Annotated in this window: 17 protein-coding genes; 8 read left to right on the top strand and 9 right to left on the bottom strand. The window is 68.6% G+C overall.

Going from position 1 to position 16,661, the window contains the following annotated elements; all coding sequences use genetic code 11:
• Positions 1–17: 17 nt before the first annotated feature.
• Positions 18–1,559 carry a class I adenylate-forming enzyme family protein gene (locus ACXMYJ_RS00145; protein ID WP_460353087.1) on the top strand — a complete coding sequence of 514 codons (1,542 nt, stop codon included), beginning with the start codon at positions 18–20 and terminating at the stop codon, positions 1,557–1,559.
• On the opposite strand, the gene ACXMYJ_RS00150 is transcribed toward ACXMYJ_RS00145, so the two are convergent.
• Positions 1,531–2,412 carry a TIGR03854 family LLM class F420-dependent oxidoreductase gene (locus tag ACXMYJ_RS00150; RefSeq protein ID WP_460353090.1) on the bottom strand — a complete coding sequence of 294 codons (882 nt, stop codon included), beginning with the start codon at positions 2,410–2,412 and terminating at the stop codon, positions 1,531–1,533. The genes ACXMYJ_RS00145 and ACXMYJ_RS00150 overlap by 29 nt on opposite strands.
• A 101-nt stretch (positions 2,413–2,513) precedes the next feature.
• On the opposite strand from ACXMYJ_RS00150, the gene ACXMYJ_RS00155 reads away from it, so the two are divergent.
• Positions 2,514–3,266 (top strand): alpha/beta hydrolase family protein, encoded by a 753-nt coding sequence (locus tag ACXMYJ_RS00155; protein ID WP_260752880.1) that lies wholly within the window; start codon positions 2,514–2,516, stop codon positions 3,264–3,266.
• Between the two features lie 56 nt (positions 3,267–3,322).
• Here the strand turns inward: ACXMYJ_RS00155 and ACXMYJ_RS00160 are convergent, their stop codons facing one another.
• A complete protein-coding gene (locus tag ACXMYJ_RS00160; protein ID WP_260752879.1) occupies positions 3,323–4,771 on the bottom strand; it encodes a hypothetical protein in 1,449 nt (482 codons plus the stop codon).
• Between the two features lie 293 nt (positions 4,772–5,064).
• Positions 5,065–5,631 carry a hypothetical protein gene (locus tag ACXMYJ_RS00165; RefSeq protein WP_460353509.1) on the bottom strand — a complete coding sequence of 189 codons (567 nt, stop codon included), beginning with the start codon at positions 5,629–5,631 and terminating at the stop codon, positions 5,065–5,067.
• Between the two features lie 193 nt (positions 5,632–5,824).
• Here ACXMYJ_RS00165 and ACXMYJ_RS00170 point away from each other — a divergent pair, with 193 nt between their 5' ends.
• Together ACXMYJ_RS00170 and ACXMYJ_RS00175 are read left to right on the top strand one after the other, a co-directional pair.
• Positions 5,825–6,364 carry a YdcF family protein gene (locus ACXMYJ_RS00170; RefSeq protein ID WP_460353512.1) on the top strand — a complete coding sequence of 180 codons (540 nt, stop codon included), beginning with the start codon at positions 5,825–5,827 and terminating at the stop codon, positions 6,362–6,364.
• Positions 6,365–6,385: 21 nt separating this feature from the next.
• Positions 6,386–7,105, top strand: a complete 720-nt coding sequence (locus ACXMYJ_RS00175; protein ID WP_460353094.1) for a lysostaphin resistance A-like protein — start codon at positions 6,386–6,388, stop codon at positions 7,103–7,105.
• Positions 7,106–7,109: 4 nt separating this feature from the next.
• Here ACXMYJ_RS00175 and ACXMYJ_RS00180 read toward each other — a convergent pair whose 3' ends face one another.
• The 6 genes from ACXMYJ_RS00180 to ACXMYJ_RS00205 form a co-directional block, all read right to left on the bottom strand.
• Positions 7,110–8,924 carry a fatty acyl-AMP ligase gene (locus ACXMYJ_RS00180; RefSeq protein ID WP_460353097.1) on the bottom strand — a complete coding sequence of 605 codons (1,815 nt, stop codon included), beginning with the start codon at positions 8,922–8,924 and terminating at the stop codon, positions 7,110–7,112.
• Between the two features lie 73 nt (positions 8,925–8,997).
• Positions 8,998–10,185, bottom strand: a complete 1,188-nt coding sequence (locus ACXMYJ_RS00185) for a PE-PPE domain-containing protein (RefSeq protein ID WP_460353100.1) — start codon at positions 10,183–10,185, stop codon at positions 8,998–9,000.
• A gap of 150 nt (positions 10,186–10,335) precedes the next feature.
• Complete coding sequence (locus ACXMYJ_RS00190; RefSeq protein WP_260752875.1) at positions 10,336–10,476, bottom strand: hypothetical protein; 141 nt, start codon at positions 10,474–10,476, stop codon at positions 10,336–10,338.
• Between the two features lie 96 nt (positions 10,477–10,572).
• Positions 10,573–11,196 (bottom strand): NlpC/P60 family peptidoglycan-binding protein RipD, encoded by a 624-nt coding sequence (ripD, locus tag ACXMYJ_RS00195; RefSeq protein ID WP_460353103.1) that lies wholly within the window; start codon positions 11,194–11,196, stop codon positions 10,573–10,575.
• Between the two features lie 197 nt (positions 11,197–11,393).
• Positions 11,394–11,891 (bottom strand): thiol peroxidase, encoded by a 498-nt coding sequence (gene tpx, locus ACXMYJ_RS00200; protein ID WP_460353105.1) that lies wholly within the window; start codon positions 11,889–11,891, stop codon positions 11,394–11,396.
• 48 nt (positions 11,892–11,939) lie between these two features.
• Positions 11,940–12,626: a DUF899 domain-containing protein gene (locus ACXMYJ_RS00205; RefSeq protein WP_460353107.1), complete on the bottom strand. Its 687-nt coding sequence runs from the start codon at positions 12,624–12,626 to the stop codon at positions 11,940–11,942.
• Between the two features lie 88 nt (positions 12,627–12,714).
• Between ACXMYJ_RS00205 and tenA the strand changes: the two genes are divergently transcribed.
• From tenA to upp, 4 genes are all read left to right on the top strand, one after another.
• Positions 12,715–13,413: a thiaminase II gene (gene tenA / locus ACXMYJ_RS00210; RefSeq protein ID WP_460353110.1), complete on the top strand. Its 699-nt coding sequence runs from the start codon at positions 12,715–12,717 to the stop codon at positions 13,411–13,413.
• A 78-nt stretch (positions 13,414–13,491) separates the two neighbouring features.
• Complete coding sequence (locus ACXMYJ_RS00215) at positions 13,492–14,763, top strand: GTP cyclohydrolase II (protein WP_460353113.1); 1,272 nt, start codon at positions 13,492–13,494, stop codon at positions 14,761–14,763.
• Complete coding sequence (locus tag ACXMYJ_RS00220; RefSeq protein WP_460353116.1) at positions 14,760–16,013, top strand: URC4/urg3 family protein; 1,254 nt, start codon at positions 14,760–14,762, stop codon at positions 16,011–16,013. Before ACXMYJ_RS00215 ends, ACXMYJ_RS00220 begins: the two co-directional genes overlap by 4 nt.
• The gene (gene upp / locus ACXMYJ_RS00225) at positions 16,013–16,654 is read left to right on the top strand and encodes a uracil phosphoribosyltransferase (RefSeq protein ID WP_260752866.1); all 642 of its coding nucleotides are present in this window, start codon (positions 16,013–16,015) and stop codon (positions 16,652–16,654) included. Before ACXMYJ_RS00220 ends, upp begins: the two co-directional genes overlap by 1 nt.
• Positions 16,655–16,661: the final 7 nt, after the last annotated feature.

Below are 16,661 nucleotides of genomic sequence, written 5' to 3' on the forward strand. Positions count from 1 at the left end.
TTGGGGAAGATCATCGGGTGGAAGCTCTCACCGTTCCGGCCCTCCTGGTGGCTGCGGCGCGCACCTGCGGCGAACGCCCGTATGTGGTGACCCCGACCGAACGACTCACCTATGCCGACGCGGACCGGCGTTCGGCTGCGTTGGCGCGCTGGCTGCTCGGTCAGGGCGTGGGCAAGGGCACCCGGGTCGGCCTGTTCTTTCCCAACAGCGCCGAGTGGGTCCTCTGGTGGCTGGCGGTGTCACGCGTGGGTGCCGTCGCAGTCCCGCTGAGCACGATGTATCGGCCCGTCGAGCTGGCGAAGGTGCTGCGGCTGTCCGACGCCGCGATGCTGATCGCCCCCACCCGGGTTCTCGACTTCGACGTCGCCGACCGGTTGCAGGAGGCGTTACCCGGACTGAGCGGGGCGCACGGCCCCCGAATCATGTTGCCCGAAGCGCCTTTTCTCCGGCGCATCGTGCTCACCGGAGACAGCGACCTCGGGTGGGCGACAGCGTTGGACGGTGCCGGCTCCGTGTCGTCGGAGATCCTGACGGCCGCCGAGACCGCGGTGTCCCCCGCCGACCTCGCGATCATGGTGCACACCTCCGGGTCGACAGCAGATCCCAAAGGCGTCCTACACACTCACGGCACGCTGGTGCGTCAGACCTCCACCTGGCCCGCGGCGATCCGCGCGATCACGGGATCGGAGGCCGACCCGGTGATCCTGTCGGCGATGCCGTTCTTCTGGATCGGCGGGGTGCTCGCCGTGACCGGTGCGCTGCACGAACCGGTCACGCTACTGGTGCTGCCGAGGCTCGATGCCGGCGCCGCGCTCGACCTCGCGGAGAACGAACGGGCCACCGGCCTCGTCGGTTGGCCCGCGTTCACCCAGCAGCTGCGTCAACACCCCACTTTCGCGGGGCGGGACCTCAGTTCGGCCCCGATGCTGCGTGAGGGCCCGCTCGACATCGCGATGACCGATGTCCCGGATGGATTCCCGGTGCACCGCACCATGTCCGAGACCGCGGGCGGATTCGGCTACACCGACATCAAGATCGTCGACGAGACCGGAACACCGGTTCCCGACGGTGATGTCGGTGAACTCCTCGTCCGGGGCATCGGGGTGATGGCGGGATACAACAAGCGCGAACGCCATGAGACGTTCGACGCCGACGGCTGGTACCACACCGGCGACCGCGTCTACCGCCGGTCTGACGATCCCCGGCTGTTCTACGTCGGCCGCACCAGCGAACTGATCAAGACTGCCGGGGCCAACGTTTCACCGCTGGAGGTGGAAGCGGTCATCGAGAGCTTCCACGACGTGGCGCAGTGTGTGGTCGTCGGCACCGCTCATCCCGAGCGTGGTGAAGAGGTCTGCGCGGTGCTGGTACCCGCGCGGGGCGAGGTGGACGTGGAGTCGGTCGCGCGACGCGCGCGGGATGCCCTGTCGTCCTGCAAGGTTCCCACCCGCTGGCTCACCGCCACCGACGACCAGTTACCGATCCTGCCCAGCGGCAAGCTGAATCGGCGTGCACTCGGCTCTTGGTTTGTCAGTTCTGCCGCGGCAGAAGCTCTTTGACGAAGCTATCGAGGAAATCGGACGTAGGCATCCGGGCCGCGGGACGGATCACGAACTTGGTCAGCCCGGCCCCGACGTAGGCGTCGATCCGGCGGTGCAGCTGCGCCCAGTCGGCCGCGACCAACTCGGTGGGGTCCAGGTCGGGGCGTCGCCGGCGGATCGCGGCGAGGACCGGCTCGGGCAGGTCGCCGTCACCGACCGCGAGGTTGATGCCGAAGTGGTCCTCGGGCACCTCCCGGCCGGCCGCCTCGGCGGTCGCCCGGATCGTTTCGACGGCCCGGCCTGCCTCGGCCGGGGTGACGAAACTGCCCAGCCAGCCGTCCGCGAGCTCGCCGATGCGCCGGTATCCGGCCGGGGACGATCCGCCCAGCCAGATATCGAGGCCGGGAGCCGGTTTGGGGTAGATGTCGACATCGCGGACAGAAAAGAACTCGCCGCGGAATGTGACGAGGTCCTCGGTGAGCGCCGCGCGGAGCAGCCGCAGCGACTCGTCGAACACCGCTGCCCGCTGGTTGTGCGGCACCACGAACGCATCCCGCTCGGCCGGCAGGGCCGAACGCAGACCGAAAACCGGCAGCACCCTTTTCGGGGCCAGCGCGGCCAGCGACGCCAGTTGCTTGGCGACCAGCACCGGATGCCGGCCGGGCAGCACTGCCACTGAGGTGCCGACCTTCAGCCGCGTGGTGCGGGCCAACGCGTAGGTCATGCCGACGAAGGGCTCCACCGCAGGCGCGTACACCAGTTCGGAGAACCACAGCGAGTCGACCCCGGTGCTCTCCAGATGGTCGACGACAGCGGGCAGTTGCTCGTGTTCCACATCGACGCCGAGGCTGACTCCGAACCGGACCTTCACCGCTGACTCCTCGTCTGTCGTCGCTGCTTTCCCGTCAGGCAACGCAGTGGGGGGCGGGTTTGTGCCCGTCACCGGCACGCACCGGGTGACAGGATGAGCCCGTGGCAGAACGCGTGACGTTCCTCAGCAGCAGCGGCCCCACGCTTGCCGGGCTGATCGACGCGCCGGAAGGACCGACCCGTGGGTGGGGGGTGTTTTCCCACGGCTTCACCCTGGGCAAGGACAGCCCGGCGGCCAGCAGGATCTGTAAGGAGCTGGCCCGGGAGGGCATCGGCATGCTGCGGTTCGACAATCTCGGCCTGGGCGACTCCGAAGGCGACTGGGGCGACGGGTCGTTCTCCCACAAGGTCGCCGACACCGCGCGTGCCGTCGAGTTCATGAACGAGCGCGGTCACGGGGTGCGACTGCTCGTGGGGCACTCCTTCGGCGGTGCGGCCGCCATCGCGGCCGCGCACCACTGCCCGTCGGTCGCGGCCGTGGCCAGTGTGGGCGCGCCGTTCCGGCCTGCCCACGTCGAACACATCTACGACGCGCTGGTGGCCCGTGTCGAGGCAGAGGGGGAAGCGCCTCTGCACATCGGCGGCAAGGCGCTCACGCTGCGCCGCGACTTCGTCGAGGACGTCCGCGAAGCGGACCTGCACGGGCGGATCAAGACGTTGCGCCGGGCGCTGTTGGTGATGCACTCCCCGACCGACAACACGGTCGGGATCGCGAACGCCAGCGACATCTTCCGCGCCGCGCGGCACCCGCGCAGCTTCGTCTCGCTCGAGGGCGCCGACCACCTGCTCACCGGGAAGAACCAGGCGGCACGGGCGGCCCGCATCATCAGTGCGTGGGCTGACCCGTACCTGTGAGCAGGCCGGTCGGCGCCGTCACGAGCGCAGAAGGGCCGGTCCTCGGGACCGAGGTGCTAGTCCTGCGAGCCGCCCGAGCCGGAATCGCTGCTGCCGGAATCGCTGCTACCCGAACCTGATCCGGACTCGCGCTGCTTCGACGAGGTGCTCTCTTCGGCCTTCTTGCCGTCCGTCTCGCTGCTCTTCGAGCTGGGCTTCTTGAATCCGTCGGTCAGCTTGGAGATCGTCGAGTTGATCGAATCGCGCACGTTCTTCACCGCCACGCCGGTGGCCGTCGGCTTGCGGTGCTTCGGACCGGTGGCCTGCTCCGGCGCGTCGAGGTCCTCGTCCTGGGCGACCGCGGCTGCGGGCGCCTCCTGGGCGACCACAGCGCTGTCCGTGGCCGGGGTGGAAGCCGCCAGGGCGTCGACGGCGCTGTCCGTGGCCGGACCGGCCACGAGCGCCTCCGGAGCTGGCGTGGTGTCGGGATCCTCGAACACCGGTCCGGGCACCGGCTCGTTGTCGGGATTCGGGACGAACGGCGCGCAGATCGCGCACTGGGTGCCCGGCACGAACGGGTTGTAGGCGGTGTTCAGCCCGCGGGAGATGCTGGCCAGGCTCGCCAACACGAGCTCGGGTGTCACGAACTTGATCGACGAGACGTCAGGGGTGCCGGTCAGGCTGTTGTAGAAGCTGGTGAACGGCGTGGTGGGATCCAGCTTGACGGTCTGGCCGGACCACGGGACCTCCCGGCCGTCGGGATCCTTGACGTAGCACTGGCCGTCTTCGCTGCAGGTGATGCCTTCACGCGCCTCGGGATAGGTATATCCCTCGGGCGAAAACAGCGCCGCGATAGCACGAACATCGAACATTTTGCTGGTGATGCCGGAGGGATTCTCGCAGGCGCCGGAACCGGTTCCGGTGCAGCCTTCGTCCATCGGAAGCTGGGATGCGGCGATGGCGGCGACCATGTTTCCCAGCGGCACGGACAAGGCGGGGAAGGGCACCAGCAGGTTGGTGATGGCCTGATACCTCGGAACGTCGGCGGCGTCGGTTCCGAGGATGTTGGTGGGGCTGTACACCCACCAGCTACCGCCGTAGTGCAAGTTTGCGCCCAGGCCGACGACGTTGCCGTCGGGTTGGTTCAGGGTGACGCCCTCGTAGGTCGGCTGGAAGCTCGGGCCACCATCGGGTTCGGATCCGAGCTGCACATTTCCCGGGCCGAGTGCGGTGAAGAAGTTGTACGGCGTATTCGCCAGCGCGATAAACAGGTTGGCCGGAATGTTGAATACATTCGTGCTGTCGGCGGTCGGGGTGAAAGGGGTCGCCGAAGGAAGCCCCGATGGGCTGCTGCACACGGCGCTGGAGTCGCCGGGCTCGCAACTTGCGGTGGCAGCGACCAGGCCGACCTCAAAGCTTGCTGTGCGGTGCAGCGGCTGTGGTGTGGTGATCGGTGCCGCGGAGATGACACCCGCCCCCACCAGGGCGACCCCGGCGGTGACGTAGGTACGTGCGACTGCGGGCATGACGCGCCCCTCCTATGTTGCTGTGATCGGCCCCGACCGCAAGAAAAGTATCCAGAATGGAACCTTCTGTCTAGCTGGATGAGACAAATTCTCACCATTTGGTCATTTGCTGACGTGTGCGTCAGTTAATTGAGGTGTGATATGCAGCAAACTCTGCCGGGGCTTCGCGACGAATTTCGAATCGTTTCGCTGGACGCGCCGCTGGGATTCGAGCGAAAACGCGATTCCAGCTCGCAATTCACCGGTTCATCGTGCAGGTCGTCGCGCTCCGCGTCGGAGACGACGTGGAGGTGCTACCCGCCGGTTGACCCGTCGGCTTCGGCCCCGCCGACCTCCGCGGGCAACGGCGGCGGCAGCGGGGTGGGCTTCGCGGTCGACGACGGTGCTGGGGTCGAGGTGCTCGACGGTGTCCGGGGGGAGGTCGTCGACGGCGCCGATGAACCCGCCCGGTGGAAGTCCACCATCGGCTCGTCGCGGATCACCTTCTCCCCCACGCTGATCACCAATGCCTCCGAGGTCACCATGTAGTCCACGCCGTCATTGGTGGCGGTGAACGCGCCGTCCGGCGACTGCGTCGCCGAGGTGATCAACCTGGCCCCGTCGCGTATGCGCACACCCCGGTACTGGTAATCGCCGTCGGTGTCGCGGCAGATCGCCACCCGCGACCCCGCGGTGCTGCCGAACACGACCAGGGTGGCCGGTGCGGTGCACCGAGCCGTCGACTCGAGGTACCCCTGACCGTCGTAGGGCGGAGGCGCCGAGGTGGCGGTCGGGGCGGCGGCGAGCGCCCACGGGACGCACGCCAGCGAGGCGGTCGCGGCGAGCGCCGCACGGCGGAAGGCACAGCGGTGGACAGACATCACCATCCACCAGACCACGCCTCGGCCGGCCGTGCGAACCCGCATCGCCGATGATCACGCATTGTTGACGGTTCGAGACCCGACCGTAATGACATCGGCCGCCACGGCGATGAACCGGTTGATGACTCCGCGATTGGCAGTGACACGTCGCCGGCTGGTGGCCCGGTGCAACGTGGTGATCGTCGCGCTGGCGATGGCGATCGGGCTGCTGAGCCTGGGGCCCGTCGGCACCGCCGTGGCGGCTCCCCCGACCTTCGTGGTCAAGGACTTCTCGAAGCCGGCGATCGTCATTCTGGGGTACGGGCTCAAACCCGACGGCACCATGCGCACGATCCTGCACACCCGTGTGCTCGCGGGAATGGCCATCGGACACATGTTCCCGCAGTCGCCCATCATCGTCACCGGCGGCAACCCACGCAACGGCAACACCGAAGCCGGTCAGATGCGCAAGATGCTGCGCCTCTACGGCATCCCCGACCACCGCATCATCGTCGAGGACAGAGCCAACAGCACGGTGCAGAACGCCGCGTTCTCGGTGCCGCTTGCCGAACAAGCGAGCACGTCAGGGATCATCCTGGTGACCTCGTCGTCCCATCAGGACCGCGCAGACGGCAATTTCGCCGCCGCCGGTGGGAACGTGCTGGCGACGGTGAGCTTCCCCGACGGCAACCCGTCGATCAATGTCGCGCAGTTCGTGCGTGACGTCCTCAGCCCGTTCATCACCATCACCTGAGACGTGAACTAGCGTTCGACCGTGGTCGACGCACACCGGACCGAGATCCGGCACCGCTGGGGACTGGGAGCCTTCGTGCTCGTCGAAGCGGTCTATCTTGCGACATCGCTGCTGCTGGGCTATCTGTTCGGAGGCCGTTCCGGGGCCGGCACGGTGCACGTCGCGGTGATCCTGCTGGCGGTCGGGGTGCCCAGCGCGTGCGCGGCGGCGGTGGCGGTCGTCATCACCCGACTGCGCGGAAACGGGCCTCGCGCAGATTTGGCCCTCCGATGGTCCTGGCGCAGCGCCGGCGCCGGGCTGCTGTTCGGGGTCTGCGGCCTACTGGTCACGATCCCGGCCTCGGTGCTGTGGATCCAGATCGTCGGCGAGGACGCGAATTCGGCGGCCGGCCAGGTGTTCGGCGAAATCCGGAGCGACTGGGCGTGGGCGATCGCGGTGTTCCTGCTGATCGCGATCATCGCGCCCGTTTTCGAGGAGATCGTCTACCGCGGACTGCTGTGGGGTGCGGTGCAGCAGCGCTGGGGGCGCTGGGCCGCGTTCGGGGTCAGCACCGTGGTGTTCGCCGTCGCGCACCTCGAATGGAGCCGCGTCCCGCTGCTGCTGGTCATCGCGATCCCGATCGGCCTGGCCCGTCTCTACACCGGGAACCTCACGGCGAGCATCGTCGCGCACCAGGTGACGAACCTGCTGCCGGGCCTTGTGCTGATGTTCACCGTCGCAGGAGTGCTGCCCGCGGCGTGACCGGTCAGCCGAAGCCGCCGCCGAGATACTCGGCGCGGCATGCCCGCCGGGCGAGCTTGCCGCTGGTGGTGCGCGGGATCGCGCCCGCCGGCACCACCCGCACGTCGGCGACGGGGAGCCCGTGCCGGCGCCGCACCGCCGATCGCACCGCCTCGACGGCCTGTGCGGTGTCCACATGCGCGGTGCCCGCCGCGCGTTCGGCGACGACGACCACGTCCCCGTCGACGGTGAACGCCGTGACATACCCGCGCCGCACCACCGGCGAGGCATCGGCCGCGGTGGCCTCGATGTGTTGCGGATAGTGACTGAGCCCGTCCACGAAGAGCTGATCGGCGATCCGCCCGCTCACGTACAGCTCGCCGTCCAGATAGAACCCGAGATCGCCGGTGCGCAGCCAGTTCTCATCGACGCCGACGCCGAGGGCGTGGCTGCCGTGGGGCTGCGTGCCGGCCAGCCGCGCCCCGAACGTGGCTGCAGTCTGCTGGGGCAGTCCCCAATAGCCGCGGCCGACGTTGTCACCGTGCAGCCAGATCTCCCCGACCACGCCATCGGGGCGTTCAATGCCGTCGCCGTCGACGATCACGCACCGCTGGCTACGCGCAACCTGACCGCAGGACACCTGGGCGACGGCCCGCTCGTGGTCCGGTCGTACCGGCACCGCGCGGCCCTCGATCAGCTGCTGCCGGTCGACATATCGGACGGTGACTTCCGCATCCGGCGCGATCGTAGAGACGAACAGGGTCGCCTCGGCCAGGCCGTAGGACGGTTTGAAGGCGGTGCCGGGTAGGCCGAACGGTGCGAAGGCGGCGTTGAAGGCGTTGATCGCGTCGATGCTGACCGGCTCGGAGCCGACGATCAGCACGACGTCGCGAAGATCGACACCGGCGTCGGGGTCGGGCACTCCGCGCCGGGCGGCCCACTCGTAGGCGAAGTTCGGGGCCGCCGTCACCACCCGTCCGCTGCGTGCGGCGGCCGACAACGCCTCGATCCACCGGAGCGGCCGGCGGATGAACGCCGTCGGCGACATCAGCGTGGAGTGCCCGCCGTACACCGCGGGAAAGCCGATCATGGACAACCCCATGTCGTGGTAGAGCGGTAACCAGCTGACGCCGTGGGTGTTCCGGTCCAGGAGGTCGATCGACAGGATCATCTGCAGCAGGTTGGTGCCCACGGCGCGGTGAGTGATCTCCACACCGACAGGTGGGCGCGTCGCGCCGCCGGTGTACTGCAGGTGTGACACGTCGTCGACGTCGATGATCACCGGGGCGAAATCGCGGGCAGCGGAGTCGGCGACGTCGTCGATCACGACGACCGCGGGCCGCTCGGCATCGCCCATCGCCGCCAGGAAGTCCTCGACGGGTCCGCGCGCGGCAGCCGTCGTCAACACGGCGGCCGGGCGCGAGTCACGGAGCGCGACATCGAGGCGCTCGGCGTGCCCGGGCAATTCGGGGGCGAACAGCGGCACGGCGATGGTCCCCGCCTTCACCGCGGCGAAGAAACCCGCCACGTACTCCAGCCCCTGCGGCGCAAGAATCGCCACCCGGTCGCCCCGGCCGGCCACTTGCTGCAGGTGCGCGCCGATCGCCTGCATCCGGACACCGAGCTGCTTCCAGGTCATCTCGACGGTGTGTGCGTCGTCCCCGCCCGAATAGTCCAGGAACCGGTAGGCCACGGTGTCTCCGACGTGGGCGATGTTGCGCTCGATCAGCGAGATCAGGGTGACTCCGGGCGGCAACACGATCTCGCCGGCGTCGTCGAGACAGTCCTCGATCCGCAGCAGCCCCTCTGGGACGGCCTCTCGCGTCGTGTCGCGGTGCATGTCTGCAGTCTAGGCAGGGTGGCGGACCCCGCCGGAATCTCCTTGTGCAGCAGGACTTGTGAAGTGACGAAAGCTACTGCTCCGAGCTGTCCGGCTGGTCCGAGCTGGGCGAGCCGTCCGGTTCGGTTGCGGCGCCCTGAAACGCGTGGCCGGATCCGGGCTCAGGAGCGTCCTCGGCTTCGGAGGTTTCGTCGGCGTCGGCAGGTTCGGTAGCGCCGGACGGTTCCTCGGGTGTGTCCTCCTCGACGGTCGCGTCGGTTGGCTCCTCATCCCCGTCCTGCCCTCGGTCGTCGACTTCGACTGTCTGCAAGAGGTTCTCGTCCTTGTGGTCGACGGAGTCGTGGAGTGCGGCGTCGGATTCCGGCACCCACCGGGCGGTCGGCGCGGGGTTGGTGCCGCTCGTGTCGGCGATCTCGACCTCGGCGTCATCGCCCGAGGTATCCGAAATGCTGTGCAGTGTAACGGTTTCTGGGTCGACCAGACCGGGATAGTCCCGGTCGTAGGCGGAGTCGACGATCTCCTTGAGCGGCCCGTTGAGTCTGTCGGCCAGGTCGTCGAGGCCCAGCCGGCGCAACGGCTCCAGCAAGGGAAGGTTCTGGCTGCGGATCAGCACATAAGTGGTGTTGCCGTCGATCCAGACGAGCTTGTCGGCAACGTCCAGATCGACGTCGTCGTATCCGTAGATGTGGACGTACTGGAAGCCCGCGAACGCGTTGGCGAGCGCCAGCAGGTTGAACGGATTGTCCGGGAAGTCGGCTGCGCCGTCGTATTCGAGCGCGATGTCGGTGACGTGGTAATCGCTGTGCGGCGTCGGCGGATCGATGTCGTAGATCGGGCGGACCCCGCCGTACTTGCGCAGCGCATTCCCAAGGAGAACGAAGGACAGGTTCTCCGGCGACGGGCTGCCCGCCCTGCCCCTGTGCTGCTCGATCCAGTCCGCGGCGATCAGCGCCCCCTGGGAGTACCCCATCACGATCGTCTCGCCCGTCGATGATCTGATCGCCGATCGCAGCGCTCGCAACCCGTCGTACTCTCCGACCTGCGGCAGCCCGGACAGGTACGGGACCGGGGTGCAGGTGTTTCCCGAGTCGGCGTCGCAGTAGCCGCCCTGGAAAACCTTGCTCATGTCCCACTCGAGCGTCCCGGCCGCGGTATATCCCGTCACCGTCAGGACGTTTGCTGCGAGCGCATACGGCGGTGGGCAGGAACCGGCCAATGCAGCAACCGATGCAAAACCGGCCGCGGCGATGATTCCGCGCACGTGTGGTTCCTTCGCATGGAGTGGGCTACCAGAACGAAATAAAGGTAGTCAGGCGAGACGACCCTAATCGACAGGGGTCGATCCCACAACAGGTCCGCGGGACGCGCGAGACGCTGTCAGCGAACACCGTCACCAATATGTACCGGGGGGTTAACCCGCCGGAAATGTGTTTGCTGCACCTGGATCGCCCACCAACAGGCCGGCTGACGCGAACTTCAGGCCGGCGCGGAGCTCTTCGAGGCTGATCGGGTCGTCGGACTCGATGTAGCGCAGTGTGGTCGAAACGGCCATGTTGAAGCACAGCCAGGCACCGATTGGCGATCGTTCGCCTACCGGGTGCCGGGAGCCGTCGCCCCTTAGGGCGATGAGCCGTCGCGCGCTGCGGTTCTACGCGATGATGCGCACCAGGTAGGGAGTCATGCCGTTGGTGCGCACCGGCGAGACGGCGACCCCGGAATCGGTGGTCTCGACCATCTGACCGTTGCCGACGAACAGGGCCACGCTCTGCGTCCCCTCGGGTCCGTAGAAGATCAGGTCGCCCGGCAGTGCTTGTGCGGGAAGGACTTTCTGGCCCACCTTGTACATCTCGCCGGAGGACCGCGGCAGCTTCACCCCGACGCCGGCGTAGGCATAGACCATCAGGCCGGAGGCATCGAACCCGACCACCTCGATGCGGGGGGCCGGCGCCGGAGCGGGGACGGCCAAGTTGGGAGTGACGCTCGGCAGGTTCAGTCCGGGGGTCAGGTCCAGGGACTGCGCGTCGATCTCGGCCTGGTCCGGGGCAGCGGGTGTGGCCGACTCCGGCAGGGGCGCCGCCACCGTGCCCTTGCTGGGGCCGGACGCGCCGCCGCCGCCGTAGGCGAACGGCACGCCGCGCTGGGACAGAGCCCGCGCGATCACGACCTCGACCGCTTTCTGGTTGGTCGCCGATCGCGCGGGCTGTGCCGACGCGAGGCCCGGTGTCGCCAGTACCAGGGCGATACCGATCATGAAGACGAAGACGCGTCGCATTGCAGTCCACCGCTTTCCGCTGCCAGCACCGTCGCGGGCGCTGGTCTCATCGATTAACAACAGTCACTACAACCACTTCTACACCACGTGACATGGTGTTTTGATGTCGTCGCAGGACGGTCGATCAAGAAGATGCGGGACTGGAACCGAACGGTGACCTATCGCGGCGCGTCGCCCTCTATGGTGTGGCGCGCGTCTCAGGACCGCAGCGCCGCGAGTGCGGCGTCGTAATCCGGCTCCTGGCCGATCTCGGGCACCAGTTCGGTGTAGGCGACGTTGCCGTCGGCTCCGACCACCACCACGGCGCGGGCCAGCAGTCCGGCCATCGGTCCATCTGCGATCGTGATGCCGAAGTCGTCACCGAAGCTGTCGCGGAACGCCGAGGCGGTCGTGACGTTCTCGATGCCCTCCGCGCCGCAGAACCGCTTCTGCGCGAACGGCAGATCCTTCGAGACGCACAGCACCGTCACACCCTCGCCGGCCGCGCTCTCGTTGAATTTGCGCACACTGGCGGCGCAGACCGGGGTGTCGACCGACGGGAAGATGTTGAGCAGCAGGGGTTTGCCGCTGAACTGACCGGCCTCGACGGTGCCGAGATCCGTTCCGGTGAGGGTGAAGCCGGGTGCCGCAGATCCGACGGCGGGCAGGTCGCCGACGGTGTTGATCGGGTTTCCACGCAAAGTTATCTGTGCCATGCCGCACAGTCTGCCAAGCTTGACGCGGTCGGTCGCGACGGGGTTGGTTCAGCGGTGACCGTAGAGGCGGGCGACGTCAGGGGAATCCAGCCAGCCGGAATAGGTGGGGCGCTGCGGCCAGCCCTCGGGCGAATCCTGCCACTCTTCCTGTCGTCCCCACGGCAGCACGTCGATCAGCGGGAACGTGTAGCTCAGCTGCTCGGTGCCCCGGCCGTTGGTGTGCCAGGTGCGGTACACGGTGTCGCCGTGCCGCAGGAACACGTTGACCGCGAATCCGGTGTTCGGCGCGGCGTCGACATCGGTGGCGAACCCGCTGTGCGCCGACGAGTACCACTCCATCGTGTTGCCGACCTTCGTCCGATAGGCCAGGGCCTCCTCGATCGGCCCGGATGTCACGATCACGAATTTCGCGTCGTAGTTGGCCAGGAAGTCCAGCCGGGTGAACTGCGAGGTGTATCCGGTGCAGCCGCCGCACTGCCATTCCGCTCCGTCGGACCACATGTGGTTGTAGACGATCAGCTGCGCGCGACCCTCGAAGATGTCAACCAGCCGGACGGGGCCGTCGGCACCGGTCAGGGTGTAGTCCGGCAGCTGCACCATCGGCAGGCGCCGGCGTTGGGCGGCAATCGCGTCGAGCTCGCGGGTGGCGGCCTTCTCGCGCTTGCGGAGCTCGTCGAGGGCCGCCCGCCACGTCTGGGCGTCGACCACGGGCGGCAGGGCGTGGGTGTCGGTCATTACAGTCGGCCTCCGGCAGATCGGTCGGTATGACACCCATATCGACTCAGCGGCTGCGCAGAACTCATCGTTGGAAAGGAACACCGCAATGAGCGTCGCCCCGCGCATCGGTTCCCACCATCCTGACTCGTGGACGACGAGGTTGTGGACCGACATCGCACCGATCTTCGATGCGATCGTGGCCCACCCGTTCGTCACCGGTCTGACCGACGGCAGCCTGGAGCCGGACGCGTTCGCCGGCTATGTCGCCCAGGACGTGCACTACCTGCGGACCTACGCCCGAGCCCTGGCGCTGGTCGGCGGCAAGGCGCCGACGCTCGCCGACACGGCGATGTTCGCCCGGCACGCCGCCGAGGTGTTCGACGTGGAACTGGCGCTGCACGCCGAACTGCTGCCCGCCCTCGGGCTGTCCCCCGACAGCGTCGACCGCGTGCCGGTGTCCCCGACCACGCAGGCCTACAACAGCTATCTGCTGGCGACCGTGTACGACGGTAGCTTCGCCGACGGACTGGCCGCGGTGCTGCCCTGTTACTGGATCTACGCCGAGGTCGGGGCCGAACTGCTCGAGCGCGGCTCCACCGATCCCCGCTATCAGCGCTGGATCGACAGCTACGGCGGGGACGAGTTCGCCGCCACGGTCACCGAGGTGCTCACCCTCGCCGACCACATCGGCCCGGCGCTCACTCCCGCCGAGGAGGCATGTGCGCGTGCGCATTTCGTCACGACGTCGCGCTACGAGTGGATGTTTTTCGATGCCGGGTACCGGCGCGAGCAGTGGCCGGTCTGAGCGGATGACCGGCGTGACAGGCTCGCAGTGATTAAGCTGGCGGCTTCCTGTTGAGCGTGCCGTTCGCCGAGGAGGCCGATGTCCGCCGATGCCGCGCCGCCACCCGCCAAGTCTCCGGGCGGCCACATCAGGCTGACGTCACACAGCGCGGGCGCTGATGCGCCGCGACTGCGCTGGGGCGCTCCCACCGCCGCCGAGCGCGGCCCCGTGGTCGGCACCACCACCAGCCGCGGGCACCGCAACGTCGTGGGAACCCACAGCGGCGCCTACGGCGTGTACCGGGCACTGGCGGTCGCCGCGGGCAAGCTCTCGCGCGAGCACCGTGCCGATCTGACCGACACCGCGCCGACGGACGTGATCGGGCCGCATCCGCAGTGGGCCGATCCCGCCGCGATCGTGAGCCTCGACCCGTGGGGTGCGATGGTCGCCGACGTCTTCGCCGGCGAGATCGCCGCGGGTGTCGACATCCGCCCGACGATCGCGGTGACCAAGGCGCAGGTGATCCTGCCGGAGGTGCACGACGCGCTCCTCAAGGGGCGGTTGCACCCCGATGGCCGGGTGCTGCTGGGCACCGGCGCCGCGCAGGTCACGAAGGCCGCGGTCGAGCCGGTCTGGTATCTGCCCGGGGTGGCGCAGCGATTCGGCTGCAGCGAAACCGACCTGCGCCGAGTGCTTTTCGAAGAGACCGGCGGGATGTACCCGGAACTGGTCACCCGGTCGGATCTCGACGTATTCCTGCCGCCGATCGGCGGGCAGACGGTCTACATCTTCGGTGATCCGCGGGACCTGGCCGACCCGTCGGTCGAGTTGACCGCACGCGTCCACGACGAGTGCAACGGCTCGGATGTGTTCGGTTCGGACATCTGCACCTGCCGGCCGTATCTCACGCACGCGATCGAGGAGTGCATCCTGGGCGCGCAGCGCGGCGGCGTGGGCCTGGTCGCCTACTCCCGCAAGGAAGGCCGGGCGCTCGGTGAGGTGACCAAGTTCCTGGTCTACAACGCCCGGAAACGCCAGGCCGGCGGCGACACGGCCGATCAGTACTTCGCCCGCACCGAATGCGTGGCCGGCGTGCAGGACATGCGCTTCCAGGAGTTGATGCCCGATGTCCTGCACTGGCTCGGGATCCGCAAGATCCACCGCCTGGTGTCGATGAGCAACATGAAGTACGACGCGATCACCGGGTCGGGCATCGACGTCGGTGAGCGGGTGTCGATTCCGGACGAGCTCATCCCCGCCGACGCCCGGGTCGAGATCGACGCGAAGATGGCGGCCGGCTACTTCACCCCGGGGCAGGTGCCCGACGCCGACGAGTTGCGCAAGGCCAAGGGCCGGGGGCTCGACGGATGACGGTCCCGGTGACCGCGCCGCCGGACCCGGCCCGGCCCGCCGGCGCCGCCGCGCTGCTGCGGTCCACGGATGCGGTGCGGACCCGGTCCGCGCAGCTGCTGGCCCGGGCCCGTTCGGGGGATTCCCGGTGGTTCACCGTCGACGACGTCGCACTCGACGGCGCCGCCGCCGAGGTCGCCGCCGTCACCCGCGCGCGGTTCCCGGACCTGCGGGTTCCGCTGCACAGCAGGTGGCGCCACTTCGAGGCCGGCGGGGTGGACCGGCGGGCCGAACTGCTCGTGCTCCTCGGTGACGAAGGAGCCGACGAACGGGCACGCGCGATGATCGACCTGACCGTGGTGAGCGTGCTGCTCGACGCCGGCGCGGGCCCCCGATGGAGTTACACCGAGTCGCACGGTGATGCCCGGGCGGAGTTCACCCGGTCGGAGGGGCTGGCGGTGGCCAGCTGGCACGCCTTCGTCTCCGGCATGTTCTCCGGGGATCCGACGCGGCCGCTGCAGGCCGATGCCACCGGGCTGCGCTCGGTCACCGAGGACCGGCTGGCCGCCGCGTTCCAGGTCAGCCAGGCCAACCCGCTGGTCGGGCTGGCCGGCAGAGTCGCGCTGTTGCACCGCCTCGGCGACGCGCTGGCCGCGCAACCCGAGGTGTTCGGCGAACAGAGCCGCCCCGGCGGGCTGTACGACAGACCGGCCGCAGCGGGCGGGGTGCACGCCCACGACATCCTGGCCTGCCTACTGTCGTCATTGTCCCGGATCTGGTTGTCCGGCAATGTGATCGGCGACGAACCGGTGGGTGACTGCTGGCGTCACGGCGCGGTCTGCGGGCCGGGCCTGACCGCCGGCTGGCTGCCGCTGCACAAACTGTCGCAGTGGTTGACCTATTCGCTGCTGGAACCGTTCGAGTGGGGCGGCGTCGCGGTGACCGGCGCGGACACCCTGACCGGACTGCCGGAGTACCGCAACGGCGGGCTGCTGCTCGATCACGGGGTGCTGCGGCTGCGAGACCGCGAGGCGTCGGCGCGGACCTGGGAGCCGGCTGACGAGCTGGTGGTCGAGTGGCGGGCGCTGACGGTGGCGCTGCTCGACGAGATCGCGCCGCGGGTGCGCGACCGGCTCGGGGTCGACGCGCAGCGGATGCCGCTGGGAAGTGTGCTCGAGGGTGGGACATGGGCAGCCGGGCGCGCGTCGGCGCAGCGGCTACGCGGCGGGCTGCCGCCGCTGCCGGTGACCAGTGACGGGACGGTGTTCTGATGGCGGCGGGTCCGGGCGGGGTGCGTGTCGTCGACCATCCTCTGGTGCAGCACAAGATGACGCTGATGCGCCGGAAAGATCTGTCCACCAACAGTTTCCGCCGCTTGGCGCACGAGGTTTCGGCGCTGATGGCCTACGAGGTGCTGCGCGACGTCGCACTGCACGAGGTGGAGGTCCAGACGCCGATGGAGATCACCACCGGCAGCGTGATCGACGGGAAGAAACTGGTCCTGGTCTCGGTGCTGCGCGCGGGCACCGGAATCCTCGACGGGATGCTGGAGGTGGTGCCGTCAGCCCGGGTCGGCCACATCGGCCTCTACCGGGACCCGAAAACCCTTGTCGCGGTGGAGTATTACTTCAAGATGCCGGGCGATCTGCACGAACGCGACGTGATCGTGCTGGACCCGCTGCTGGCCACCGGGAACTCCGCGATCGCGGCCGTCGAGCGGCTTCGCGAGTACCACCCGAAGTCGATCAAGTTCATGTGCCTGCTCGCCTGCCCGGAGGGCGTCGCCGCGCTGGCCGGCGCGCATCCGGACGTGCCGATCTTCACCGCGGCCGTCGACCGCGAGCTTGACCCCGATGGCTACATCCTGCCGGGCCTCGGCGATGTCGCCGACCGGATCTTCGGTACCAAATGACGCCAGT

The sequence above is a fragment of the Mycobacterium sp. ZZG genome (assembly GCF_054786995.1).